This window comes from Paenibacillus sp. MAEPY2 (assembly GCF_000499205.1).
In the GTDB taxonomy this organism is placed as follows: Bacteria; Bacillota; Bacilli; order Paenibacillales; family Paenibacillaceae; genus Paenibacillus; species Paenibacillus vandeheii.
Window position 1 is genome coordinate 113040 of sequence record NZ_AWUK01000004.1, and the last position, 24551, is coordinate 137590.

Sequence of the window (24551 nt, forward strand, 5' to 3'; positions counted from 1 at the left end):
CTCTCTCGACAATCAGCAGCGATACATCATCACTCAAAAGAAAACCGCTATACGGTAATGCCTAATTTGTTCAGCGCCACACGTAAAATGTCATCGTTATTATCATATCCACTATGCTGCTGTCTGGACCAAGCTTCTTCCGGAGTGTACCAATCCACACCTTTGATTTCTTCAATCTGAGGCTGCAGATCGCCGCTTTCCGCTTCAACGAGATAATAATGAACTTCCTTGTCCACTGGACCAAACTCAGCATGCTGATACGTATAGGCGATGATATCGACGGGTTCTATAATGCGGCCGACCATGCCCGTCTCTTCCAGAATCTCACGAAGCGCGGTCTGTTCCACCGTTTCTCCGTCTTCCATCTTGCCCTTGGCGAGAGTTGTTTTGCCATAGCGATCTACAATCAGTTGAATTTGAAGCTTTCCGTCTTCTCCCGTGCGGTAGACGACTCCGCCTGCCGAAATTTCTTTTCTGTTCATGTTGCTCTCCCCCATTACGGAATTGTCTTCATCTTTTTTTGGAAAAAGAAGGACCTCATCTCCACGGGTACGCTCCCCAAGGAAATGAAATCCTTGTTTCTGACGCCTCGATTACATCGCTGCGGACTTGAGATTTTCCTCCAACACACGAACCAGCGTAGCCTGGCTTTCATTCACACCCGCCTCGGTCACTTTGACACGGCACACTTTGCCAACCATATCCATGGAACCATCAAAGACCAGCTGAATGTAGTTGTCACTGTAGCCATGCAGTTTACCACTGCCCTCACGGCCCTTGGCTTCACCTTCAGGAATGACATCCAGTACCTGCCCCACAAACTGCTTGGCGTATGCCAGTTGCATTTGCTCAGACAGATCAATCAGTTCATGCACACGTGCGTTTTTGACTTCCTCATCCACCTGATCCTCCATACGTGCTGCTGGCGTTCCAGTTCGCTTGGAATATGGAAATACGTGCATTTCGGAAAAACCGATTTTCTTCATCAGGTTATAGCCGTTACGGAACATCTCATCCGTTTCACCCGGGAACCCAACAATAACGTCAGTTGTAATCGCTACATCCGGCATCGCTTCCCGAATACGAAGCATTTTATTGTAAAACTCTTCGGTCGTATATTTACGGCGCATGCGTTTCAGTACAGTATCATCGCCCGCTTGCAGCGGAATGTGGAAGTGACGTACAAGTTTGTCTGAACGTTTGATCACATCCAACATCCGATCGTCAATCTGGCTCGCTTCAATCGAGCTGATCCGAATACGCTCCAGGCCTTCTACTTTATCCAAGTCCCATAACAAATCCGTCAGATCATAGTTCTCCATGTCATCGCCGTATCCACCGGTATGAATGCCTGTCAGGACAATTTCCTTGTATCCGGCGTGCACGAGCTGATGAGCCTGTTGGATAATGCTGTTTGCTTCCCGGCTACGGGACAGTCCACGCGACCACGGAATAATGCAGAATGTACAGAAGTTATTGCAGCCATCCTGAATTTTCAGGAAAGCACGGGTACGATCAGCAAAATCCGGTACATCCATCTCTTCAAATACCCGCGTTTTCATAATGTTACGGACCGCGTTGACAGGCTGACGTGATTCCTGAATTTCTTTGACATATGGCAAGATTTTGTCCCGATCCTGTGTACCGATGACAAGATCCACCCCAGGGATGTCCAGAATTTCTGCCGGAGAAGTTTGCGCATAACAGCCTGTAACGGCTACAATCGCATCCGGGTTGCGCCGAATGGCACGACGGATAATCTGGCGGCTCTTTTTGTCGCCGGTATTGGTTACTGTACAAGTATTAATCAAGTATACATCCGCTGTCTGTTCGTCAAAGTCTACCTGATCGTATCCTTCGTTTTTGAACAATTGCCAAATCGCCTCTGTATCGTAAAAATTAACTTTGCAGCCTAAGGTGTAAAACGCCACGGATGGCATAATTACATTCCCCCCATTTCTCCGGATTCATATAAGACACAAGTTAGCGCCGCCATTCCGGCCGTCTCGGCCCGCAAGATGCGTTTGCCCAGTCCAACGGATACAGCACCCGCCTGATCGGCTTCCATCGTTTCTTTCTCGGAAAATCCGCCCTCAGGTCCAACAACGATCAACACTTCAGCGCTCGCACCAGGTGCAAGCTGCTCTACAAACGGCTTCAATGCGTCTCTTAACTGCTTGCCGTTTTCCTTTTCATAACAATAACATACCAGACTGTAGCCCTCAAAAGAAGATAGCAGCCCTTTCCAGGAAAGTGGCTGCTCGACGGATGGAATGCGGTTCCGATGGCTTTGTTCAGCGGCTTCCTTGGCGATTTTCCGCCACCGCTCCAACCGTTTGCCTTCTTTCTTGGCATCATATTGCACAATCGTACGCTCAGACAGGAAAGGAACAAAGGAAACTGCTCCGATCTCTGTACATCTTTGAATGACCGTCTCCATCTTATCGCCTTTGGGCAAGCTTTGAGCCACGGTTACACGTATACGTGCTTCATGGTCCATTTCGAGCGGTTCCACAATATTCGCTGTTACTTGCTGGGCCTCGATGCTTTCAATCTCCACCAAAGCTTCTTTGGAGTTTCCGTCACTGACAATCAGTTTGTCTCCAGGTTTACCACGCATCACTTTGCCGATATGGCGCGCATCATCACCCGTGATGACCACGGAATGTTCATTAAACTGTTCTGCAGATACAAAATAACGCTGCATAAGTCTGTCCACCCATTCTATCCTGTTATGACTGGAATTCACCCCGCCTAAAGGCAGGCGTGAATCCAATCGCCACAGATGATCATACAACTTTTATGTGCTTCTGACCAGTATTTCAGTCCTATACACTATACGTTTCTAACGATATAAACCGATGATTAACCTCGCCAGATCTACATACATATTCTGAGCAAATTGATATAAAGGTTGAATCGTCGCATTTTGCAATGGAGGAATGACAAGGATCAAAAGGAAAATAAATATGGACCATTGCTCTACCCCTTGCAGCTTCCGGCTGATGGAAGGCGGCAGAATATCCTCCAGAATTCGATATCCGTCCAATGGAGGCAACGGAATCAGGTTAAAGAGAAACAGGAAAAAGTTCGTTAGGTTAAATATGGAGAAAAACATGGAAATTGCTGTAAGCAAACGCTCATTTTCAATGCTACCCAGTGCTCCCGAACCAACCAACGAAGCATAGATGATTGTACCGATGATCGCCAGCAGCAAATTGCTTACAGGCCCAGCAACGGATACTATGACGCCCATTAGTCTAGGTTTGTCAAAATTGGCCCGATTGACCGGAACCGGACGGGCCCAGCCGAAACCGGCAATAACGAGCAGCAGTACACCGAACAAGTCAAAGTGTACGACCGGATTCAGTGTAACCCGACCTAGAAGCTTGGCCGTCGGATCACCAAATTTGTTGGCAAAATACGCATGAGAGAATTCATGCACCGTAAAAGCAATCAGGATGGTCAGCAGGAAAAACGGCAGTTGATCCAGCGGATAACGAAAGAACGAGTTCAAATCCATCGGTTACCTCTTTCTGGCTACAAACGCGATCCAGTCCTCATCGCGGTGCACCGAACTGATTTCGAAGCCGGAAGCAACGAGCGCATCATGGACAATCTGTTCTTTATTTTTCCAGATGCCTGAAGTAATATAAACGCCGCCTGACTCAAGTGCATGGTAGACATCATCCACAAACATCATAATAACCTCGGCCAAAATATTGGCAACGATAACTTTCACCGGAAGCTTCACGCCCAGAGCAGGGTCCTGACTACCCAGAACCGACAGTAGATCACTTTCTTTAACGGTAATTTGTTGTTCCAGCCCATTCAGTTCCACATTTTCCTTGGCACTGATTACGGCAACAGGATCGAGGTCCAGCGCCAATACATGTTTTGCACCAAGGTGGATCGCTCCGATGGCCAAAATGCCAGAGCCTGTGCCTACGTCAATGACTTCCTCACCACCCTGAATGACCGATTCCAGTGTGCGCAGACATAGCGAAGTGGTTGGATGTGTTCCCGTACCAAACGCCATGCCTGGATCAAGCTCAATTATTTTCTCATTCGGGCTTTCCGGTGTATACTCTTCCCATGTCGGTTTAATGGTTAGACGTTCCGAGACACGCACCGGTTTGAAGTATTGTTTCCAGGCATTCGCCCAGTCATTTTCATCCACTGTTCGAGTCTCAAAACGTACCTCACCCGTTTGGATATCGAATTCGGAAAGCTGTTCAATTCGTGGACTTACTTCCAGTTGCAATGCCTCCATATCCGTACCTTCGGAGAAATATCCTTTAATGACGGCAAAGCCTTCAGGAATATCATTCAAAGGAAACTCGTACAACTCGCCATACGTCGTATCCCGTTTTTTATTTAAAGTACCGGACTCTTCAATCGAGACCCCTCCAGCACCCGCTTCATGTAAAAAATTCGAAATCATCTCCACAGCTTCTTCTGTGGTATGTATAGTTAGTTCATGCCATAACATACTTCTTTTTTCCTCCTCATTTTTCAAACATCCCCACCATTGTACTACACAAGCGAGCAGGAGTACAAAACCGCGGCAGTAAAAGAAACAACAAAAACAGGATACCCGCAGCCTTCACTGCTCGAATACCCTGTTTTAATTCTGACATGACTTGATTAACTTGTTAATAAAAGCGTCCACCGTTCTGCGTAATCATCTCTGCAGCTTGGGGGAGAGAGTCACTGGATACGGATACGGTCAGCAAGATTTCTTGCTTGGACCTGCCTTCAGAGCCAGCTTCCGTATCGTCATACACCTGTCCACCCGACAACACCTCGGTCTCATCGCTAATGAGCGAAAGTACATTCAGCTCACCACTGAATCCCCCAATCACAGCCATGGTCGAGTTATCCGTACCCTCAGACGCTCCTGAATCCATTGAAGACGACGAGCCATTCAGACTCTCGATACTCAGTTGGTTCGGGTGCAGCAATTCCAGCGCTCTGCGTGCAGATTCAGCCTCGGACCAGCTCATAAATACCGCTTCGATAATTACTACAGAGCGATCTTCAGTCATGAATCTCCCGACCCTGACGACGATCGGCTGCTTCACTGCGGCGCAAAGCCTCTATATCTTCATGATCCGCAGCTTCGGCACTGAATTCTACATCCTCATTTTTGGCGGACTGCATTCGCTTCATCTTTTCCGTTTTCGTCAAAATCTTGCCTGGACGTTCATGTTCTGCCATCGTTATGCTCCTCCTTCAAATTAGGTTCTATATAAAATGAACTAATACTTGTTACACTGTACCACTCCGATTGTAGTACCATCCTCCGATCGCTGTTATCCCCAGATTTCTTCATCTCCCTTCTTAAAGGGAGAAATCCGGTGATAGCATATGCTTCCGAAGTAGCTTTCTTACGAAAGCTTTCAGGCGAACGCTTCGCTTCTTCAGATTGGTTCTACACCCTCCGTTAAAGTGTAATTCATTGTCCATCTTATATAGATTTGGTGAAACTAGATCATACCGCCGGCTTGTTCGATAATGGATAGGGCGCGGTGATGTACGGCCTCGTCAACGACGACGGTCAGCAATACATTTCTGCCTGTCGGACCCTCTTGTCCGCCATCGCTCATACCACTCGCAGAAGGATCTGCTGCAGCCATGATTCCCGCGCTGGCATTCGTGCCTAAAGCACCTGGTACCCAGGAAGAAAAACTGCCTGATACACCTGGCGTATAGGATGCTCCGCTTGGTCCGACACCCGCATAACGACTGAATCGATTGATGGACAGGTCTTCCACTCGTAATGCCTCCAGTTTTTTGGCCGCCCCTTCCGCCTGCTCCGGGCTATGGAAATAAGCCAAAATATTTTTCTCGGTCATCTGGTTCACCTGCTTCCCTAGATTCGGCACACAGCAAACCACTGAATGCTCATGTCTGGTATCTTTCCGCAACCGTGACCATATTATGCAAAAAAGGACACCCTGCGGAAAAAACCGCTGCGGTGTCCTTTTATATTAATGATTAAGACTCAGTCTCCACGGAAGGCCCGTTTCACCCGGTCAAAGAAGGATTGCTCATGCTCATGAGTTTGTTCTCCATCCAGCGCAGCGATTTGGCGTAGCAGATCTTTCTGCTCGTCATTCAGCTTGCTAGGCGTAACTACAACGACTTTCACATGCTGATCCCCTTGTCCCATGCCGCGCAGGCGTGGTACGCCTTTGCCTTTGAGACGGAAATACGTTCCCGTTTGCGTACCTGCAGGTACTTTCAGCTTCACTTTCTCGGACAGCGTTGGAATTTCAATCTCATCACCCAATGCTGCCTGAGCAAAGGTGAGTGGAATTTCGCAATAGATATCATCGCCTTCACGCTCGAAGAAGTCATGTGATTTCACACGGATGACAATATACAGATCTCCTGCTGGTCCTCCGCGCAGACCCCCTTCTCCTTCACCAGTCATACGCAATTGAGCGCCGTCATCTACACCCGCTGGAATGCGGACATGAATTTTGCGTTGTTTGCGTACTTTACCACTGCCGCTGCACGTTGTACATTTTTCCTTGATAATTTGTCCGGAACCGTTACAGTTCGAACAAGCACGACGGTTGACCATTCGACCAAACGGTGTATTTTGAACCACTTCCTGTTGACCGCTACCTTGGCAGACGGAACAGGTTTCCGGTTTGGTTCCCGGTTTGGCACCTGAACCATGACAAGTATCACAGCCTTCGGTGCGCGGAATGGTAATGTCGGTTTCCTTACCGAATACCGCTTCCTTGAATTCAATCGTCATGGTGTATTGTAGATCGTTCCCCCGTTGCGGAGCATTCGGATCACGTCGTCCACCACCGCCGCCAAAGAACATATCGAAGATGTCGCCAAAGCCGCCGCCGCCAAAATCGCCACCGCCGCCGAAGCCGCCCTGATTCGGATCAATATGACCGTATTGGTCATATTGTGCCCGCTTCTGGCCGTCACTGACTACATCATAAGCTTCTTTAACTTCCTTAAATTTGGCTTCCGCGTCAGCAGCCTTGTTTACGTCAGGGTGATACTGACGGGCAAGCTTGCGGTATGCCTTTTTGATATCCTCGTCGCTGGCATTTTTGCTGACGCCGAGTACCTCATAATAATCACGTTTTTCAGCCACTCTTCCACCCCCATATCATTCACCATATCGCACATCGTGACAAAAGGAAAGCCAAAGCACGGGAGCCCCGGCTATGACTTTCCCCTCGATCCGAACGTCACCGATGATTAATTCACCAAAAAACGTGAATTAGTTTTGTTTTTTATCTTCATCCACAACTTCGTAATCAGCGTCTACGACGTTGTCACGTTTTGCAGAACCTTGTTGCTCTTCAGCGCCTTGAGCTGCTTGCTCTTGAGCTTGTGCTTGCTCATACAGTTTTACGGACAGTTGTTGAACGATCTCTGTCAGTTCTTCTGTAGCAGCTTTGATGTCTTCCAGATTGTCGGAAGCCAGAACGCCTTGCAGTTTTTCTTTTGCAGCATTCGCTTTTTCAACTTCACCAGCATCTGCTTTTTCGCCAAGATCTTTGATCGTTTTGTCAACAGAGTAGATCAGTTGATCTGCGCTGTTTTTCGCTTCAACGAGTTCTTTGCGTTTTTTGTCTTCTTCTGCATGCAACTCAGCATCTTTCATCATTTGTTCAACTTCAGCATCGCTCAGACCGCTGGAAGAAGTGATGGTGATTTTTTGAGTTTTGTTTGTACCTTTGTCTGTTGCAGACACGTTAACGATACCATTGGCATCAATATCGAAGCTAACTTCGATTTGTGGAACGCCACGTGGAGCTGGTGGAATGTCTCCCAGCATGAAGCGACCGAGGGATTTGTTACCCGCTGCCATTTCGCGCTCACCTTGCAGAACGTGAATCTCAACGCTCGGTTGGTTGTCTGCATAAGTGGAGAATACCTGGGATTTGCTTGTAGGAATCGTCGTGTTACGCTCGATCATTTTAGTGAATACGCCACCCGCAGTTTCAATACCCAGGGACAATGGAGTTACGTCAAGCAATACAACGTCTTTCACGTCACCTGTCAGTACGCCCGCTTGTACAGCAGCACCCAAAGCTACAACTTCATCCGGGTTAACACCTTTGTGAGGCTCTTTACCTGTCAGTTTTTTGATTGCTTCCTGTACTGCAGGAATACGTGTGGAACCACCAACCAATACGATTTTGTCGATATCATTAGCTGTCATTCCAGCATCGCTCAGTGCACGACGAGTTGGTTCAAGCGTACGCTCAACCAGACCAGCAGAGATTTCTTCGAATTTCGCACGGCTCAGGTTCAACTCCAAATGTTGAGGAACCCCATCATCCACCGTGATGAACGGCAGGGAAATCGTTGTAGTCAATACGCCGGAAAGTTCTTTTTTCGCTTTTTCCGCTGCATCTTTCAAACGTTGAACCGCTGCTTTATCTTTGCTCAAGTCAATGCCTTGATCTTTTTTGAATTCACTTACGAGATAATCAATGATTACTTGGTCAAAGTCATCGCCACCCAGTTGGTTATCACCGCTGGTCGCTTTAACTTCGAAGAAGCCGTCACCCAGTTCAAGGATGGATACGTCGAACGTACCGCCACCCAAGTCATATACGAGAATCGTTTGGTCTTCGGATTTCTCCATACCGTATGCCAAAGCTGCTGCTGTTGGCTCGTTGACGATACGCAGAACTTCCAGACCTGCGATTTTACCTGCATCTTTGGTTGCTTGACGCTGGCTGTCATTGAAGTAAGCTGGTACCGTAATAACTGCTTGAGTTACCGTTTGACCCAGATATGCTTCAGCATCGGATTTCAGTTTTTGCAGGATGATTGCAGAGATCTCTTGTGGAGAGTAATCTTTGCTATCGATTGTTTCTTTGTGGGATGTACCCATATGACGTTTGATCGAGATGATTGTACGATCAGGATTCGTGATTGCTTGACGTTTAGCCGTTTCACCGACAACGCGTTCTCCATCTTTTTTGAAACCTACTACGGATGGGGTTGTACGTGCGCCTTCCGGATTTGGAATAACGACAGCCTCGCCGCCTTCCATAACCGCTACGCATGAGTTTGTTGTTCCTAAGTCAATACCGATTACTTTGCTCATCGGAAAATTTCCTCCCTCGACAATTTAAATGGATCAGATTGATCCTTATTTGTATTTGTTGTTCCTAATCGTGCTCTATGTGTGTACTAACCTTTATATTAAACTTCGGTGGCATCGTACAATCAAGAGTGAACTCAATTCATTCTGTAACAGAAATTATGAGCTAACTTTAACCATAGCCGGACGAAGTACTTTATCCTTCAGCATATAGCCTTTTTGGACTTCCTCAACAACGGTACCTTCTTCATACTCGTCGCTCTCCACTGACATGATCGCTTGGTGGAATTCGGGATTAAACGGTTGTCCTACCGTATCCATTGACGTCAGACCTTCATTGTTCAGTACTGTCTCCAGCTGACGGAAGATCATTTCGATGCCTTTGGAGAAGGACTCGACTTCAGTACCTTCCGGTACAGTAGCCATGGCACGCTCGAAGTTATCAATGACCGGCACCAGTTCGGTGACCAGCTTCATCGAAGCGTATTTCGCCAGTTCTTCTTTTTCCTTTTGAGTACGACGACGGAAGTTATCAAAATCAGCTTGCGCACGAACAAAACGTTGTTGATGTTCCTCAGCTTCCGCCTTCAAACGTGCGATCTCATCTTGCTCCTGATCTGTCATCTCTTCCGCCTGTGCTTCTGCAGCTCCGGCTTCGTTGACAGGCTCCTGCTCCGCTGCTGTAGTTGCTTCCTGTTCTTCTGCTGCGAATGATTGCTCCTCTTTCAAGATGTTCACCTCCTTATAAGAATGAAATGGTTCATTCCCTTATTTGAAGCGATGTGTTAGCATTGCCGTCAAATCACGGGATAATGTATTTAAAATATGAATGACACGTGCGTAATCCATTCGCGTAGGTCCCAATATTCCGATGGAGCCCCAAGCCTCTCCATCCAATGAATAGGATGCCGTTATCAGGCTGCAATTGGCGAAGGCTTCATGATCATTCTCGGTGCCTATTCGCACCTGAATACCAGATCCACCCTGCACGGGCATCATCAATTTCATGAGTGTTGGTGTTTCATCTAGCAAGTCCAGAATATCTTTTACTTTTTCGATATCCTTAAACTCTGGCTGGGTCAACATATTGGTGGCACCGCTAAGGAACAGACGATTGTCATGCTCGTTGTCAAAGGCGCTGTTCAGCACCTGCATGACTTCCTCATAACGTGTAATATGCCGTTCCATCTCTTGCCCAAGCTCGGTGTAGAGACGAGACTTTAATTTGTAAATCGGCACGCCGACCAGCTTGCTGTTTAATAAACGAACTACATTCTCCATCTCCGCTACCGAAATTTCGGGTGGAATCTGAACGGTCTTGTTCTCCACCTGACCCGTGTTCGTTACGATGATGGCCACAGCCTCGCTTTCATTAAGCGGAAGCAGTTGAAAATGACGAAGTGACGTGTGAAAAACTTCCGGTCCGAGCAGGATCGAAGTATAATTCGTCATATGAGACAAAATGACCGAGGCATGCTGAATCACTTGTTCCATCACGTTCAGCTTTTCCGCAAAGAATGACTTTAGATCGTCCAGCTCTTGCGGCTCCACCTGATTCCACGGAACCAAATGATCGACATAATATCTATAGCCTTTGTGCGAAGGAATGCGTCCAGCAGATGTATGCGGCTGTTCCAGAAAGCCCATATCTTCAAGGTCCGCCATTTCATTACGGATCGTCGCCGGACTGTATCCAACATCTCCCCTTTTGGAAATGCTTCGGGACCCTACGGGCTCAGCTGAACGGATATAGTCATCCACTATAGCGTTCAGAATCATTCGTTGACGCTCTGTTAACATGGTGAGTATTCCCTCCTTCTGACTGCACTGTCCCATGTCGTTAGCACTCCAGTTAGATGAGTGCTAAGCGGTAATACAAAAATACCAAAATGACGTGAACATTGTCAAGTCAGTTTGATGAGTACGCTCATCTATTTATAGTATAGACCAATGTCTCCAAGACATAACTAATTTACTGTACATCTCATGAATTAAAAAGAACCGCAGGTGAGATAGAGTGTTACTCGGCTCAATCCATACGGTTCATTCGTTTATCAGGCTGAAATGTTCAACTCTTTCAATACGGCAATCTCATCACAGCAATCCTGTTTGCTGCAATGAACACAGTCCGTCCATACTTTTTCCGGGAAAATCTCCTTATCCACCACGGCAAAACCGTTTTTGAGAAAAAAGGATACTTCATATGTTAACGCCATGACCTTGGGAATCTGTTGTTTCTCCGCTTCCTCTACCAGCCGATCCAGCAGCAGTGAGCCAATGCCCATGCCTTTGTGACCTTCGGAGATGCCGAGCGATCTGACTTCCACCAGATCATTGCCCAAACGGCAGAGAGATCCACAGCCCACAACCTCACCATTCACTTCAGCTACGACAAAGTGATCCAGCTGCCGTTGCAGTACTTCCCGTGAACGCGGAAGCATGATCCCACTCTCTGCATAGCCCTTAATCATTTCAAATAATGGTTCAACATCTTCCGGTACGGCTTTTCTGCATATGGCCGACATCCAGCTCTCCTCCTATAGAAGCTTTCCAGAGGAAAGCCGACTTCGTAGTTGTATAAATTACACGCTCTGTAAAATCAATATGAATAAATATACAACAGAGCGTATAGAATTTCAAGCTACGAATTCAGCGATATGGACCCGATAAACTCGGCAAAAACATCATTTCCGAACAGGATGCCCTGTTCACTAAGCCGGAAGCCGTCTGGCGTCTTCTCCAGCAGTCCTGCATTCAACATTTTGCCCAAAGGCTTCGCAAACACTTCCTCCATAGGCTCCCCGAACTGATCGCTAAACCGTGAGGAGGAAGCACCCTCCAGCATTCTCAACCCAACCATCAGGTAATCTTCCATGGCCTCGGCGCGGCTGATTTCAAAATGATCGAGACGCGGCAGGCCTCCTTTGGAAGCTTCAACATACGGGTTTATACCTTTTATATTCATATGGCGTTCGCGGCCTACATATCCATGTGCACCTGCACCCAGACCGTAATAGTCTTCATTGCGCCAGTACGTGATATTGTGACGGCTCTCGAAGCCGGGTTTGGCAAAGTTACTGATCTCGTATTGTCCGTAACCTGCTTCTTTCATACGCTTCATTAATAGAAGATACATTTGCAACTCGTCATCTTCATGAGGAAGCGGTAGCTGGTTCTTCTGATATAACGTATGGAAAAGAGTATTCTCCTCCACCTTCAGGCTGTATATGGAGTAATGCGGCAGATCCAGTTCCAGCGCTTTGTCGATACTTTCGTTCAGCATCTCGACAGTCTGGTTTGGCAAACCAAACATTAGGTCAATGGACAAGTTATGCAATCCAGCTGCTCGGGCATTTTCCAAACTGCGGTATACATCATCTGTATTATGAATCCGGCCAATGCCTGTCAGCAGGTCATTTTGAAAAGCCTGTACCCCAAAGCTGACGCGGTTCACTCCGCCTTCTTTCATAACTGCGAGCTTCTCTGCATCGGTCGTGCCCGGGTTAGCTTCCATTGAAAACTCGATATCGTCTGCCCAGTTCGGGAAATAGGTTTTAACGGACTTCAGGAATACGGCCATTTCGTCCGGTTTCAGTGCAGTCGGCGTTCCGCCGCCTACAAATATGGTTTTGATTTCTCCCGGCGGATTCGCTTTAACTGTATGTTCCATCTCCCGTTCCAGCGCTTCAAGATATTGCATAACAGGCTGGTCCTTCAATACATAGGAGTTAAAATCGCAGTAGAAACATTTATTTGTGCAAAAGGGAATGTGAAGATACACCGCTTGGGGTGCACCTGTCTTCCGGCTGTGTGCTGCCAATGTCATGGCAAGTCCCCCTCTATTTGAAAAAAGGAAAGCCATCCGGCTTCCCTTTCAGCTTGGTTTATTGGTTATTCTGTGTTGTACCTCAAAAATTCGTTCATCCTTTCATACACAAATTATTGATGTACCGAAAGGCTTCACGTGACGTTTGCAAGCAAACGTCTTTTTAAACGCATTCTCCGATACACAAAGCCTTGATGTACCCGAAGATTGCGTTCTTAATCATCAATTTTCAGCACCGCCATGAACGCTTCCTGCGGCACCTCTACGTTACCAACCTGCTTCATCCGCTTCTTACCTTCCTTCTGCTTCTCAAGCAGTTTCCGTTTCCGCGAGATGTCACCGCCATAACACTTGGCAAGTACGTTTTTGCGCATGGCTTTTACCGTTTCACGAGCAACGACCTTGGTACCTACAGATGCCTGAATTGGCACCTCGAACATTTGCCGTGGAATCAGCTCGCGCAGCTTCTCACAGACAATGCGTCCGCGGTTATAGGCACGGTCACGGTGAACGATGAAGGACAGAGCATCAACCTGTTCGCCATTAAGTACAATATCCATTTTCGCCAGATTGGACTGACGGTAACCGGACAGTTCATAATCCAGGGATGCATATCCTTTGGTGCCGGATTTCAACTGGTCGAAGAAGTCATATACAATCTCGGACAACGGAATCTCATAGGTAATGGTAACCCGCGTGGTGTCCAGATATTCCATATTCACATATTCACCGCGTTTATTCTGACACAGCTCCATAATCGTACCTACATAATCATTCGGTACGATAATATCTGCCTTGACGTATGGTTCCTCGACGTAATCAATCCGTCCCACCTCAGGATAGTTGGATGGGTTGTCGATTCTCATCACTTCACCATTCGTTAAGGTTACATGATAGATTACACTTGGTGCAGTTGTGATCAACGGAATGTTAAACTCCCGCTCGATCCGCTCCTGGATAACGTCCATGTGAAGCAGCCCAAGAAATCCACAACGGAATCCAAAACCGAGTGCACTGGATGTTTCCGGTTCAAAGCTCAGAGACGCATCGTTCAACTGCAATTTCTCAAGTGCTTCACGCAGGTCAACATAGTCCGATGTTTCAATCGGATAGAGACCGCAGTATACCATTGGATTAATTTTGCGGTAGCCCGCCAGCGGTTCAAGCGTTGGATTTTTGGCGTCTGTTACCGTATCCCCGACTTGTGTATCGCCTACATGCCGGATACCTGCAACGATAAATCCAACGTCCCCGACGTTCAGCTCGTCCACGATGGTCATGCGAGGTTTGAACGCTCCAACTTCAATCACTTCAAACGATTTACCTGTTGCCATCATTTTGATTTTGGAACCCGATTTGATCATGCCATCGATCACACGCACATAGACGATTACACCTTTGTAAGGGTCATAGTGCGAGTCAAAAATCAGCGCTTTCAAAGGCTGGTCAGGATCACCTTGAGGTGCCGGTACACTCTGTACAACTTGCTCCAGAATCTCTTTAATTCCGATTCCTGCTTTGGCCGAAGCCAGAACTGCATTGCTTGTATCCAAGCCAATGACATCTTCCACTTCCTGTTTCACCCGTTCAGGATCAGCACTTGGAAGGTCAATTTTGTTGATAACCGGTAAAATTTCAAGGTTGTTATCCAATGCCAGATACACGTTGGCAAGTGTTTGGGCTTCAATTCCCTGAGCCGCATCCACAACCAGCAGAGCACCTTCACATGCAGCAAGACTGCGTGAGACTTCATACGTGAAGTCTACGTGTCCCGGTGTATCAATCAGATTCAATAAATACTCTTCACCGTCATCTGCTTTGTAAGTCAAGGCTACTGCTTGTAGCTTGATCGTTATTCCACGTTCGCGTTCAAGGTCCATCTTATCCAGAACTTGTTCCTGCATTTCACGTGAAGTGAGCGCACCTGTGTACTCCAAGATCCGGTCCGCAAGTGTTGATTTGCCGTGATCTATATGTGCAATAATAGAAAAGTTACGAATTTTACGTTGTCTTGCCCGAATGTCAGTCATTCCTTACCCCCAGAAACAGCCTAGTGTCAATCACTTCATTATAACAGTTGATGCAGGGTGCATCAATCCCGCGTTGTCTCAACTTTATAATATGCGTCATATTCGCAAGCTCCCAAGGGTTTATTGTGCCTGTATTTCATCGTCTTTTATTCAGCGACTCCGCTAAATAAGGATACAACCCACTTCATTCCGTTATGAGACAGATTTTGGAGAAGTCCTGCCGTTTTGTCGGCAAGCACGTCCACGGGTGCTTTACTCTGTTCTGCGCCAAGCACCTGACTCGGTGTCGGAACAGGTACAGCTGGAGGTTCTTTGACCTCCTGTTGTACGGGCTCGGTCGGAACAGATTCGGCAGACGGTGACACCGGCTGAGTTTTCACAACTGCAGGGTTGCCGGCCGAATCATCGCCTCTATTAAAGTTGCTGCCTGCCAGCTGCATTCCAAACAGAACACCCAGCAACATTAATACACAGATGGAAAACAATCTTTTACCGAATCTGGACACATTCCTCGCCTCCTGTTATATCTTTGATTCTTCTATTTAAGAATACTAGCTGCCTTGAGATGTTTTTTCCGCACTCGCTTTGTCCACCTTCTGATCATCCCAGTACACCTCTGCAATCATGTCGGCGAGCACTTTGGATGTCCGCTCCAGTTCAGCAGCTGTATTGTCGATACCGCCAATCTCAATCAATATGCTGTTGGGTGAAAGCGTCTGGTTGTACTCGCCATTGTTGGCTCCGCCACCGTCCTTACCCCACACTCCGCGAGATACCCCTGGATATTTTGCTTCCAGCTTTTTATGAATTTTCGCTGCAAAGGCTTCATTCTGCTGCCAGTTTGGATTTTCATGTCCAATAATAAAATATACTTTGGCATAGCCCAGATTATTAATGGTCGTCGTTGTTTTGTTATGACGCTGTGAGTCACGGTGAATGTCGATGAGGTACGTAAGATCGTCATTTTGAGCAAGTGCAGTTTTTACGGTCTGACGGGAGTATTTGTAGGAATAATTCCAGTTATAATCCTTGACCTTGGTCGGATAATCTTCCTGCGCGTGTTCCACGCCTATGCCCAGCTTCTCCAGACTGTCGGACAAATAGGTTCCCACTTGAAAAACATTGCCCGTAGATTTACCAGAGGAAGGATTGTCACTTTTCGTGCCCAAAAGTGGGTTGTATCCTTCACGTGGGTGGGAATGATAGACAAGGACCGCTTTTTTCCCTGTCGTTGGTGTGCTAGGTTCATTCTTCCCGCCACTCTGCGGTGGTGGATCTCCCTTGACTTCGCCATCCCCCGATCCCTGCGGATCGGATGGATCGGTATTATCCTGACCTGGCGGAACATGCTGCTCGCCACCTGACTTTCCACCGCCTGCGGAGGCGGTATCAATGAGTCCAGGACCCGGCTGATAATCTTCTGGGGCTTCAGCCTTGGCGTTACCTGACCCCGGTCGAAGCAGTACGGGTTGATTGGAACCCATGCCTGGCATTTCTCTAGCAATCAGGCTTTTGGGATCCTGCGGGTTCACATTCGTTAGCAGTTGAAATACAAACGAAGTGAGATTTTCACCAGAAAATGCAGAAGCCTGTTCCTTTTGAGTTAGATGCGGCATCTCCATGCCGAGCATGTCCACAAAAAAGCTGCTTGATACAGCTCCCGCAAATCCTTTCATAGTAGAGACTGGCGAGTTATTCAACCGCTTCTCTGCCATACCTCCCAGACCGAGGACTACAAAAAACAAGGCCGATATAATCATAAGCAACAACAACGTACGGCCCATGGCCAGCACGTGCAAACATCTTTTTTTCCATTTACCAATATTCCAGGCCAATATTTTGTTCATTGCTTCTGTCTCCTTCCCTGCTGGACAACGCTTATACTTCAACTCTATGAGCCTGCCAGATTTGATAGAACAGGAAAAAGAAGATTGCACAAAAAAAAGAAAGTCCGATAGATTCGGACCTTCTTCTCAGGAGCCTCAAACATTTAACTTACAAATTCCAATTAATGGGTGTAAGCAGCTACATTCTCAGCATTTACCGCATCATGGAGAGCTGCGTTCAGACCTGTTGCAATAATATTGGCAATATCTTCGACAAATTCGTCGATTTCCTTGGGAGTTACAATCAGATCATGACCCAGCGGCTCCAATACTTCTTTTACTAAACTGAGGCGGTCATTTTCACCGATATCGTCCAGCATGCCCATGATCTGTTTCGTCTGATCGGTCTCTTGTCTAAAATGAGTACGCATCATTTCAATGACGTTATTCACGATAGTGGACGCATAACATACGGTAGGCACACCGATGGCGATGCAGGGAACACCCAATATTTCACGTGTCAATCCACGTCGCTTATTGCCAATGCCCGAGCCAGGATGGATGCCGATGTCTGCGACCTGAATCGTTGTATTGACACGTTCCAGGGAGCGTGAGGCCAGCGCATCAATCGCAATGATTGCATCCGGCTTCGTCCGGTCCACAATCGCTTGCACGATGTCACTGGATTCAATACCTGTTGTGCCCAATACACCCGGCGCAATGGCACTGACTTCACGATAACCGGGTGCAACCTGATCCGGTACCAGTTCAAAATACTGGCGCGTAACCATTAAATTCTCCACCACCAGCGGACCCAGTGAATCGGGTGTGACGTTCAGGTTGCCCAAACCGACAATCAGCACCTTGGACGACTTGTTGATGCCCGCCTTTGCCAAAAAATCTTCCATCTCTCGCGTAAATTCTGCAGCCACCCGTTCCTGAAGATCGGTATCCCCATTACGAAGCGAAGGGACCTCCAATGTGACGTAGTGCCCCTTCACACGTCCAATGGCTGTAGCAGCTGCTTCATCCAGTACATCAATACGCGTGATAGTAATACCGTCTTTCTTTTCCACATCTTCCCGTAGTCCGGGAATCGTCTGTTTCTGCCCACCCTGAGCCATTTCCTTGGAGTCAATCGCCAAGTCGGTGCGAACTGCATAATTTTGCAAATCCAGTGTCATCTGTCCCTGCCTCCCTTACCGCATTTGAGCATATTGTGTGGGAAAATGGTGTGCTTTATGCAGCACTACCGAACATCATAGGAAAATTGGTTGCAATTTGCATGCCAGCATGCTAGAATATTTTAAGTTGTGAAACGTTTGTATTCATGCAAATGCCTTACAGGAGGTGAATGTAATGCCAAACATCAAATCCGCTGTTAAACGCGTAAAAACGAGCGACAAGCGCCGCGCACTCAACGCTTCCCAGAAATCTGCACTCCGTACAGCTGTTAAAGCTGCTGATGCTGCTCTGGTAAGTAACGAAGTTGATACTGCAAAAGCTGCGATTCAAGCTGCTTCCAAAAAGCTGGACAAGGCTGTAACTAAAGGTCTGGTTCATAAAAATGCTGCAGCCCGCAAAAAGTCTCGCTTGGCGAAAAAACTGAACGCTCTTTCCGCACAAGCGTAAGAAGCGTTACTTATACGATCTAATGGAAAAATCCTGAACAGCAAGAGCTTTCAGGATTTTTTAGTATCTGATTCTATAAGCCTCCCACATACAGAGCGGCCTCTATTCCGATGATCATACGATCAACGAAATAGAGGCCGTTTTGTCTTACAGTTATATCTATGTTTATGCACCAAGCCTTAACAAGAACAGCTCCAATCCCAACACTTTATCCACTGCCCCCGTCTTCATCTGATAATCCAGTTCACTGAGATGACTCAAAATCAGCCTTAAACGTTCCGCCTGAAATTTACGTGCCTGCTCGCCGGCGATCTTCACAGCGTACGGATGCAGACCAAGCTGGCTGGCAATCTGCTGTTGAGAGTAACTCTGCTGACCTAACTCTTTCACCTGGATCATGATTCGGAATTGACGGGCGATCAACGCTGCAATTTTGATGGGTTCTTCACGCTGCTTCAGAAGCTCATAAAAAAGGCCCAAAGCCTTCTCCAGCCTCAAGTTAGCAAGCTCTTCCACCATTGCGAATACATTCTGCTCTGTACTTCGTGCCACCAGTGATTCGATATCCGCGCGTTTGATCGTGCCTCCGTTACCAGCGAACAGACACAACTTGTCCACTTCCGCAGATAACGTTTGCAGGCCTGTTCCTGCATAGCTCACAAGCGTGTCAGCCGCTCCAGCTTCAAAAGAAACATCCCGTTGCTTCGCCAGCTTTATAATCCAACTCAGCAGCTCCTCACCGCTCAGCGGAGCAAATGCAAGGACAACCGCTTGTTTCTTGGCTGCCTTCACCAGTTTTTTACGTTCATCCAGCTTATCCCCTTGTGCCAGGAAAACTATAGTACTATAATCTGCCGGATTGTCCATATATGTAAGCAGTCGGTCAACTTGGTGATCAATTTTAGAATCCTTGCCCGCTGTAAACAAATTGGCATCGCGAACAATGATAAGTTTACGTGGAACAAGAAAAGGAACCGTCTCCGCTTCTTCAATGACCACCTCCACAGCTGTTTCGGAGAGATCATATGGAATGATTGCAAAATCACGGTGTTCTTCTTCAATAACCTGTTCTTTTAACATATCCGTAAACTGCTGTATCTGGTATTTCTCCGTTCCGTACAGCACATATACCGGAGCCGTTTCCCCACTACGTATTGCCTTTGTCGCACTCTTTACATCCATCACGGTGCCCCCTTATCCTCTTATCCTACCAGAAAACGTGACAGACAACAAAGGGACCTTACATCCGCTTAACGGATGAAGGCCCCCTGTCCTACATCTATATAAACGCTAACACCAACAATTCTAGAAAAGGCTGGTATAGCGGTCATACGACGTCAGTTGTTGTAACTGAGATAGGACGTTGTTGTTACTCCCAGTATATTCTCAATGCAACAGAAATGTTCGGCAAGTCTGGAGTCCAAATGTGTGATTTACCGCCTATTTGGCAGAAGTTCCACTCGAAGCAGTGGAAACATTAAATGATTTCTTCACTGTTGTCCCATCTTTATCCGTCTCATAATTGAATACGGTACTATCCGTGGACCAACTCGCAGATTTTAGCGTCCCCCCCACATTTCGCTGCTCGACCAAATTAAGCACATCCGGGTCATTGGCAGATTTAGAGTAGATGCTGATCTGATCGTCGAGCAGCATGACCAGATAGGAGCCATCTGGTGACTTCCATTCTTTTGGAGTTGTATTGGAAAGGGCACCCGAATCTGTGGCAGCGAATCCTTTGTTGCCTCCCGCTGCATCCATGCCCGTCTCGGAATCAGGAGTCGTCGTACTCTCCGTTGGCTCTTCTACCTTAATGTCGGGCATATCCTGAGAAGTGAATGATTGTGCGTCCCCAGTTTCAGGCTCCGTTGCTCCGTTTCCATCAGAGCCTGCTGGTGGTGCGGTAGCAGTTCCTGTATCCTCATTTTTTTGCTGATTCACACTTTTCGTACTATCAGCAGAATCGGAACTGGAAGGAGTGCCTTTCGTATCAGTACTCTTGTTCGTTTCGGACCCGGAAGCTGGCTGTTTAGGCGTTGGATTTTCCTTTGTTACAGGTTCCTGTGCCTTCTCGGAGCCATCTTCCTCAGGAGCAGTCTCTGGAGGTTTTTTATCTTCAACAAATGGCTGGTTAAAATCTTCAATTAATGAACTGCTATCACTCGATGCAGCGGATGGTTCATCGTTGTTAATCTCTCTGCTCACTGGATTTTGATCGGCATTTCCGCCTTCTTGATTACTTCCAGTGCTCATCATCACTTCGGCATTCTCTATCTTCTCTGGCTGATATCCAAAGATTGCTATACCGAGAACAACAGCTGCTGCTGCTGCACCCAAGGACATCCGACCAGCCATGGAATTCAACCATTTTTGCTTCGGTTTCCGCTCACTTGAACGCTGTAAATTCTCAAATGCAGCAGGGACAGGACTCATTTCCTGTATTGTACTGCTTTGTTCTCTTTTCGCTTCGTCGATTGCATCCAATTGGGGCATAATGGCGTCAACCAGACTGAATCTCGGGGTTACCTGCGGCAAATCTTCCAGTTCTCTGGAGAGAGCTCTGAGCAAACTAAAATTTTCGGCGCACTCCGCGCATTGGGCTACATGCTGTAGCATCTGCGCGGTTTCGGCCTCGCCCAGATCATGATCCAGATACCGGTGCATCCATTCCACCACCTCTTCGCATTTCATCCTGTCACACCACCTTTCTGATACTCCTGTAGTAGATTCTGTAATTGCTGTCTAGCTCTAAATAAATAAGATTTAACCGTATTCAACGGAAGATCGAGGCAATCCGCAATTTCGTTATAGGATAAGTCCTGCAAATATCTTAGAACAATAACGGTACGGTGATGCTCAGGTAGCTTATTAATAGCATCCTGTATATCCTTTGCCACATACGTGGACATCACTTCGAATTCCACGTCCTGATTGTCCTGAAAAACCATATCATGCTCGTCAATGGAGACGGAAGGCTTGGTTCTTCTGAATTTATCAATACAGATATTCGTGACGATGCGCTGTACCCATGTCTTAAACTGGGCCTTTTCCTCATATGAGTTAATCTTGGTGTAAATTCGGATCAACGCTTCCTGAGCAGCATCCAAAGCGTCCTGTTCATTATTTAGAATGTAATATGCGGTCCGATAAACATGCTGTTCAATGTCCCGCAATAGGGTAATTAGAGCGTCGCGATCGCCCGATTGAGCGGCTCTGATGAGTTCCGGCTCTACCACAAAGGATCCCCCTCTCCCTGCAACCTTACAGACGTGACCATCAATAAAATTGTTGCAAAGTTAAGTATATTTTTATATTGCCATAACAAAATAACGGCTTATGTATTGGGGCCGCTGAAATCTTCTCTTAGAATAACAGAAATTGCATAACGAGTCATCAAGCCAGCTCAAAAGTCATTCCAGTACTTACACGACTCAATTTAATTACAATGGCATACATTATAGCTAACAACACTTATAGCACTGAAAATAAAAAAGTTCAAATTTTGTACAAATTTAAGCTCATTTTAATGTAATTTTCATGAAAACAGTGTATTGTAAATTTACATTCATAACACGAGGTGATGAGCATGCCAGCTCTTGCAAAAATTCAAGCGTTAAAAGAACAAATGCCCAAAGAATATCAAAGCATATCCCATTTTGTGGAACATGCATTGCAGTCTATTGATACCCTGGTTGAGGAACATCGGAAGTACACCGCTGCACAAGCATTATACGGCGACAAAATCGTCGGAACGGAAGAACGCTTGTACAGAGAAACCGTGCTTGATGTACGAGCACAGCTCTTGCTGACGCTTGAGAAAACGGTGGAAGATCTGTTGCACAAAGGCGACAAACATTGGAGCAAACATTTCAAAGATGGCGTTGAATAATTCTTACATTATTCCAAATGTTTAAAAAATGGCCCTCTTTCCGGTATTCTCCCCGAGGAGTATAACGGAAAGAGGGCTTTTGGTTTCATTCTACGAGTAGATGATACTCTTCATACATACAATTAATAAATGACAATCAGTTTTCCGCCAACAAAACCTAAAGCACGTATACCTGCCGAACTGCTATATACCCACACTTCAATTTTACCCTTTGAACTCATCTCTTGGGTTATACTTGTTGGATCTCCCCAGGCCAAACGAGCCTGTGTTATATTCATCCCCAAGTCCACTTCCCCAGCGATAATCTTATTCCACGTGGATTGGGACCATTTGTATTTCTGATAAGGATCGTATGCAAAGAATTGATTGGTATCTGACAGCATCCCCGTGACCTTAGATGCAGTCCCTCCTGCATAAGCAACAACCGTTTTTCCTTTTGCATTACGGAACACAACGGAATAACTCTTATCTCCAGAGTCAGACATCTCAATCTTAATATCTGTTATGGTCACTCTGCTGAAACGTTGTCCAAGATCCGTATAATCATTGATCCAATAAGACTTGCCAATTAATTTACTAAGGCTACCCAGTTCTTTTTTCTTGATCAAAGCAAGGGTATCCTTCGATTCAACAAGGATGGATGACTTTCCAACCAGAACTTTTGCCTGTTTAAACTCTGCGTCCCATCGAACTTGAATACCTGCCGTCTGGCTTAACAGATGTGCAGGGAATACCGTTTGTCCATCGAGGGATTGCACTTTTCCTTTCATCTTGATTTCCTTGTTGTTAAAGTGTGCAATTGCACTTCCTTTTTGCAAAGTAATTTTTTCATTTCCGAATTGAATCTCAAAAGATGAACCTTTAACATCAACTTTGGCTCCCAGTGTTTTAAAAACAGGCTGCACTGGTAAATATACAGTTCCGTCTAACAATGCAGCGCCTGTAAGCTTTTGCTCTGATTTAACGTTCAGTTGAATGCTCGAAGTCAGATCACCTATCTTTAAAGTTACTTGGGTTGTCCCCATTCCGCTAACCTTTAGTTTGCCTTCTCCTTCAATTTGTGCAACTTGAGGTTGCTCTACTATAATTTCTTCTGGCAAAGGTATACGCTTGATTTTGAACCCATTGCTATAGTTCTCCTGAACAGTAAGTGTGATTTTATCTCCAATAAATGCTTCTTTGGAAGAGGCAATCAACGTTACTTTATTTAAAGAAGGAGCTACGAGTGGGGTAATTTTCCCATTGTCATAAATGACCCAAGATCCGTCTTGTAATTGTGCATATAGTTCATCCAGATCATACGAATGTACAAGCTGATTCACATTAGTTAATCCTGGCAATTGTTCTGACTTGTATTTTGCGGTTCGATCATAACTCCATACAGTTCCATCATTCTTCACCGTGAGCAGCTTATGCGTTCTTCCCCACCAGATCATGGATTGGACGTCACTAGCAATAGTCACCTGTTCGTCCTCGTACATCACACTTACAATAACTACAGAACCATCGTTCTTTAATACTGCTGCGTATGCGCTGTTCATTGCGATAGCTTTACCATCAGGTACCTTGCCTGCTTTGCGCACTTTGTTTCGATAGTCGGCATAATAAACGTCTCCTGACGAGGATAATGCGCTATAAGCATATTCCTCATCATATGGACCAACATCAATAATGGAATCCAGACCTTTAATCTGTTCTCCTTTAGTATGAAGTGTTCCATCCTGAAGAAGAACCAGACCATGCCCATACACCTTCACGATTCCATTGTATTGATAAACATCTGGCTTATCCGCGTTGTCCTTATCCCAGCGATAGACTTGTCCATTAGCAGTCCACCCAAAGACTGAGTGAGTGTCAGCTTTTGAGATACCGATCAAATCTCGACTTTGTGTCCATACTCCACTGGTGATCCCTTTGGACCAAATTGTACCATTATCAAGTAAATAGTCATTACGATCCAGCACGGAAGAGATTGAGCTGTTGGAGCTGGATGCCGCAACCACAGGGGACTGACCGGCTATCAATCCGATAACTAAAAATCCCATCCATAATGCTATTGTCCTTTTGATCCATCTAGCTCTACTCTTCTGTGTTGCGTTGTTGTTGCGTTGAGTGAATTCTACAAGTTCCATTTTTTTGATCCCTTCTTATTATGTATGTTGCTACGATCACTAGGTATCTCTGCTCTTTAATCAAAACTGAGCCTAAGTATTATTCGGTAAAAATAACCATTATCCTCCACGATGAA

General features: G+C 46.3%; 24 protein-coding genes. 2 read left to right on the forward strand and 22 right to left on the reverse strand.

Annotated elements, in window-relative coordinates:
* Positions 1-47 precede the first annotated feature (47 nt).
* The 18 genes from P364_RS0101980 to gpr form a co-directional block, all read right to left on the reverse strand.
* A complete protein-coding gene (locus tag P364_RS0101980; protein WP_024628486.1) occupies positions 48-482 on the reverse strand; it encodes an NUDIX hydrolase in 435 nt (144 codons plus the stop codon).
* 111 nt (positions 483-593) lie between these two features.
* Positions 594-1940 (reverse strand): tRNA (N(6)-L-threonylcarbamoyladenosine(37)-C(2))-methylthiotransferase MtaB, encoded by a 1347-nt coding sequence (gene mtaB / locus P364_RS0101985; RefSeq protein WP_024628487.1) that lies wholly within the window; start codon positions 1938-1940, stop codon positions 594-596.
* Positions 1941-1942: 2 nt separating this feature from the next.
* Positions 1943-2707, reverse strand: a complete 765-nt coding sequence (locus tag P364_RS0101990; RefSeq protein WP_024628488.1) for a 16S rRNA (uracil(1498)-N(3))-methyltransferase — start codon at positions 2705-2707, stop codon at positions 1943-1945.
* A 138-nt stretch (positions 2708-2845) separates the two neighbouring features.
* Entirely contained in the window at positions 2846-3523 is a 678-nt protein-coding gene (locus tag P364_RS0101995) for a site-2 protease family protein (RefSeq protein ID WP_024628489.1), read from the reverse strand.
* Between the two features lie 3 nt (positions 3524-3526).
* The gene (prmA, locus tag P364_RS0102000) at positions 3527-4492 is read right to left on the reverse strand and encodes a 50S ribosomal protein L11 methyltransferase (RefSeq protein WP_024628490.1); all 966 of its coding nucleotides are present in this window, start codon (positions 4490-4492) and stop codon (positions 3527-3529) included.
* 163 nt (positions 4493-4655) lie between these two features.
* Positions 4656-5048, reverse strand: coding sequence for a hypothetical protein (locus tag P364_RS0102005; RefSeq protein ID WP_024628491.1), 393 nt, complete (start codon positions 5046-5048; stop codon positions 4656-4658).
* A complete protein-coding gene (locus P364_RS0102010; RefSeq protein WP_024628492.1) occupies positions 5041-5220 on the reverse strand; it encodes a YfhD family protein in 180 nt (59 codons plus the stop codon). The genes P364_RS0102005 and P364_RS0102010 overlap by 8 nt, the downstream gene beginning before the upstream one ends.
* Before the next feature lie 269 nt (positions 5221-5489).
* A complete protein-coding gene (locus tag P364_RS0102015; protein ID WP_024628493.1) occupies positions 5490-5858 on the reverse strand; it encodes a hypothetical protein in 369 nt (122 codons plus the stop codon).
* A gap of 149 nt (positions 5859-6007) precedes the next feature.
* Positions 6008-7129 (reverse strand): molecular chaperone DnaJ, encoded by a 1122-nt coding sequence (gene dnaJ / locus P364_RS0102020; protein WP_024628494.1) that lies wholly within the window; start codon positions 7127-7129, stop codon positions 6008-6010.
* Between the two features lie 129 nt (positions 7130-7258).
* Entirely contained in the window at positions 7259-9103 is a 1845-nt protein-coding gene (gene dnaK, locus P364_RS0102025; RefSeq protein ID WP_024628495.1) for a molecular chaperone DnaK, read from the reverse strand.
* Between the two features lie 156 nt (positions 9104-9259).
* On the reverse strand, positions 9260-9829 hold the full coding sequence (gene grpE / locus P364_RS0102030) for a nucleotide exchange factor GrpE (RefSeq protein WP_024628496.1): 570 nt from the start codon (positions 9827-9829) through the stop codon (positions 9260-9262).
* Between the two features lie 39 nt (positions 9830-9868).
* On the reverse strand, positions 9869-10900 hold the full coding sequence (hrcA, locus tag P364_RS0102035) for a heat-inducible transcriptional repressor HrcA (RefSeq protein WP_024628497.1): 1032 nt from the start codon (positions 10898-10900) through the stop codon (positions 9869-9871).
* 254 nt (positions 10901-11154) lie between these two features.
* Positions 11155-11625, reverse strand: coding sequence for an N-acetyltransferase (locus P364_RS0102040; RefSeq protein ID WP_024628498.1), 471 nt, complete (start codon positions 11623-11625; stop codon positions 11155-11157).
* 116 nt (positions 11626-11741) lie between these two features.
* On the reverse strand, positions 11742-12926 hold the full coding sequence (hemW, locus tag P364_RS0102045; protein ID WP_024628499.1) for a radical SAM family heme chaperone HemW: 1185 nt from the start codon (positions 12924-12926) through the stop codon (positions 11742-11744).
* 215 nt (positions 12927-13141) lie between these two features.
* Positions 13142-14956: a translation elongation factor 4 gene (gene lepA / locus P364_RS0102050; RefSeq protein WP_024628500.1), complete on the reverse strand. Its 1815-nt coding sequence runs from the start codon at positions 14954-14956 to the stop codon at positions 13142-13144.
* 146 nt (positions 14957-15102) lie between these two features.
* Positions 15103-15462 carry a hypothetical protein gene (locus tag P364_RS0102055; protein WP_024628501.1) on the reverse strand — a complete coding sequence of 120 codons (360 nt, stop codon included), beginning with the start codon at positions 15460-15462 and terminating at the stop codon, positions 15103-15105.
* Between the two features lie 45 nt (positions 15463-15507).
* Entirely contained in the window at positions 15508-16803 is a 1296-nt protein-coding gene (locus P364_RS0102060; RefSeq protein WP_024628502.1) for a stage II sporulation protein P, read from the reverse strand.
* Between the two features lie 161 nt (positions 16804-16964).
* A complete protein-coding gene (gpr, locus tag P364_RS0102065; protein WP_024628503.1) occupies positions 16965-17966 on the reverse strand; it encodes a GPR endopeptidase in 1002 nt (333 codons plus the stop codon).
* 175 nt (positions 17967-18141) lie between these two features.
* On the opposite strand from gpr, the gene rpsT reads away from it, so the two are divergent.
* Positions 18142-18414, forward strand: coding sequence for a 30S ribosomal protein S20 (rpsT, locus tag P364_RS0102070; RefSeq protein ID WP_024628504.1), 273 nt, complete (start codon positions 18142-18144; stop codon positions 18412-18414).
* Between the two features lie 165 nt (positions 18415-18579).
* Here the strand turns inward: rpsT and holA are convergent, their stop codons facing one another.
* The 3 genes from holA to P364_RS0102085 form a co-directional block, all read right to left on the reverse strand.
* Positions 18580-19596 carry a DNA polymerase III subunit delta gene (gene holA, locus P364_RS0102075; protein WP_024628505.1) on the reverse strand — a complete coding sequence of 339 codons (1017 nt, stop codon included), beginning with the start codon at positions 19594-19596 and terminating at the stop codon, positions 18580-18582.
* A 258-nt stretch (positions 19597-19854) separates the two neighbouring features.
* Positions 19855-21105: an anti-sigma factor family protein gene (locus P364_RS0102080; protein WP_024628506.1), complete on the reverse strand. Its 1251-nt coding sequence runs from the start codon at positions 21103-21105 to the stop codon at positions 19855-19857.
* On the reverse strand, positions 21102-21650 hold the full coding sequence (locus tag P364_RS0102085; RefSeq protein ID WP_024628507.1) for an RNA polymerase sigma factor: 549 nt from the start codon (positions 21648-21650) through the stop codon (positions 21102-21104). Before P364_RS0102085 ends, P364_RS0102080 begins: the two co-directional genes overlap by 4 nt.
* A 350-nt stretch (positions 21651-22000) precedes the next feature.
* Here P364_RS0102085 and P364_RS0102090 point away from each other — a divergent pair, with 350 nt between their 5' ends.
* Positions 22001-22303 (forward strand): hypothetical protein, encoded by a 303-nt coding sequence (locus P364_RS0102090; RefSeq protein ID WP_024628508.1) that lies wholly within the window; start codon positions 22001-22003, stop codon positions 22301-22303.
* A gap of 122 nt (positions 22304-22425) precedes the next feature.
* Here the strand turns inward: P364_RS0102090 and P364_RS0102095 are convergent, their stop codons facing one another.
* Positions 22426-24435 carry a copper amine oxidase N-terminal domain-containing protein gene (locus P364_RS0102095; RefSeq protein WP_052016455.1) on the reverse strand — a complete coding sequence of 670 codons (2010 nt, stop codon included), beginning with the start codon at positions 24433-24435 and terminating at the stop codon, positions 22426-22428.
* Between the last annotated feature and the right edge of the window lie 116 nt (positions 24436-24551).

Bases quoted from the DNA above. Each gene is read 5' to 3' on its own strand.
- P364_RS0102095 (WP_052016455.1), bottom strand. From the start codon at position 24,435: ATGGAACTTGTAGAATTCACTCAACGCAACAACAACGCAACACAGAAG.
- P364_RS0102090 (WP_024628508.1), top strand. From the start codon at position 22,001: ATGCCAGCTCTTGCAAAAATTCAAGCGTTAAAAGAACAAATGCCCAAA.
- dnaK (WP_024628495.1), bottom strand. From the start codon at position 9,103: ATGAGCAAAGTAATCGGTATTGACTTAGGAACAACAAACTCATGCGTA.
- P364_RS0102080 (WP_024628506.1), bottom strand. From the start codon at position 21,105: ATGAAATGCGAAGAGGTGGTGGAATGGATGCACCGGTATCTGGATCAT.
- mtaB (WP_024628487.1), bottom strand. From the start codon at position 1,940: ATGCCATCCGTGGCGTTTTACACCTTAGGCTGCAAAGTTAATTTTTAC.
- prmA (WP_024628490.1), bottom strand. From the start codon at position 4,492: ATGTTATGGCATGAACTAACTATACATACCACAGAAGAAGCTGTGGAG.
- P364_RS0102005 (WP_024628491.1), bottom strand. From the start codon at position 5,048: ATGACTGAAGATCGCTCTGTAGTAATTATCGAAGCGGTATTTATGAGC.
- P364_RS0102040 (WP_024628498.1), bottom strand. From the start codon at position 11,625: ATGTCGGCCATATGCAGAAAAGCCGTACCGGAAGATGTTGAACCATTA.
- hemW (WP_024628499.1), bottom strand. From the start codon at position 12,926: ATGACATTGGCAGCACACAGCCGGAAGACAGGTGCACCCCAAGCGGTG.
- gpr (WP_024628503.1), bottom strand. From the start codon at position 17,966: ATGACACTGGATTTGCAAAATTATGCAGTTCGCACCGACTTGGCGATT.
- P364_RS0101995 (WP_024628489.1), bottom strand. From the start codon at position 3,523: ATGGATTTGAACTCGTTCTTTCGTTATCCGCTGGATCAACTGCCGTTT.
- P364_RS0102015 (WP_024628493.1), bottom strand. From the start codon at position 5,858: ATGACCGAGAAAAATATTTTGGCTTATTTCCATAGCCCGGAGCAGGCG.
- holA (WP_024628505.1), bottom strand. From the start codon at position 19,596: ATGGATGTAAAGAGTGCGACAAAGGCAATACGTAGTGGGGAAACGGCT.
- P364_RS0101990 (WP_024628488.1), bottom strand. From the start codon at position 2,707: ATGCAGCGTTATTTTGTATCTGCAGAACAGTTTAATGAACATTCCGTG.
- hrcA (WP_024628497.1), bottom strand. From the start codon at position 10,900: ATGTTAACAGAGCGTCAACGAATGATTCTGAACGCTATAGTGGATGAC.
- rpsT (WP_024628504.1), top strand. From the start codon at position 18,142: ATGCCAAACATCAAATCCGCTGTTAAACGCGTAAAAACGAGCGACAAG.
- P364_RS0101980 (WP_024628486.1), bottom strand. From the start codon at position 482: ATGAACAGAAAAGAAATTTCGGCAGGCGGAGTCGTCTACCGCACGGGA.
- P364_RS0102060 (WP_024628502.1), bottom strand. From the start codon at position 16,803: ATGAACAAAATATTGGCCTGGAATATTGGTAAATGGAAAAAAAGATGT.
- P364_RS0102010 (WP_024628492.1), bottom strand. From the start codon at position 5,220: ATGGCAGAACATGAACGTCCAGGCAAGATTTTGACGAAAACGGAAAAG.
- lepA (WP_024628500.1), bottom strand. From the start codon at position 14,956: ATGACTGACATTCGGGCAAGACAACGTAAAATTCGTAACTTTTCTATT.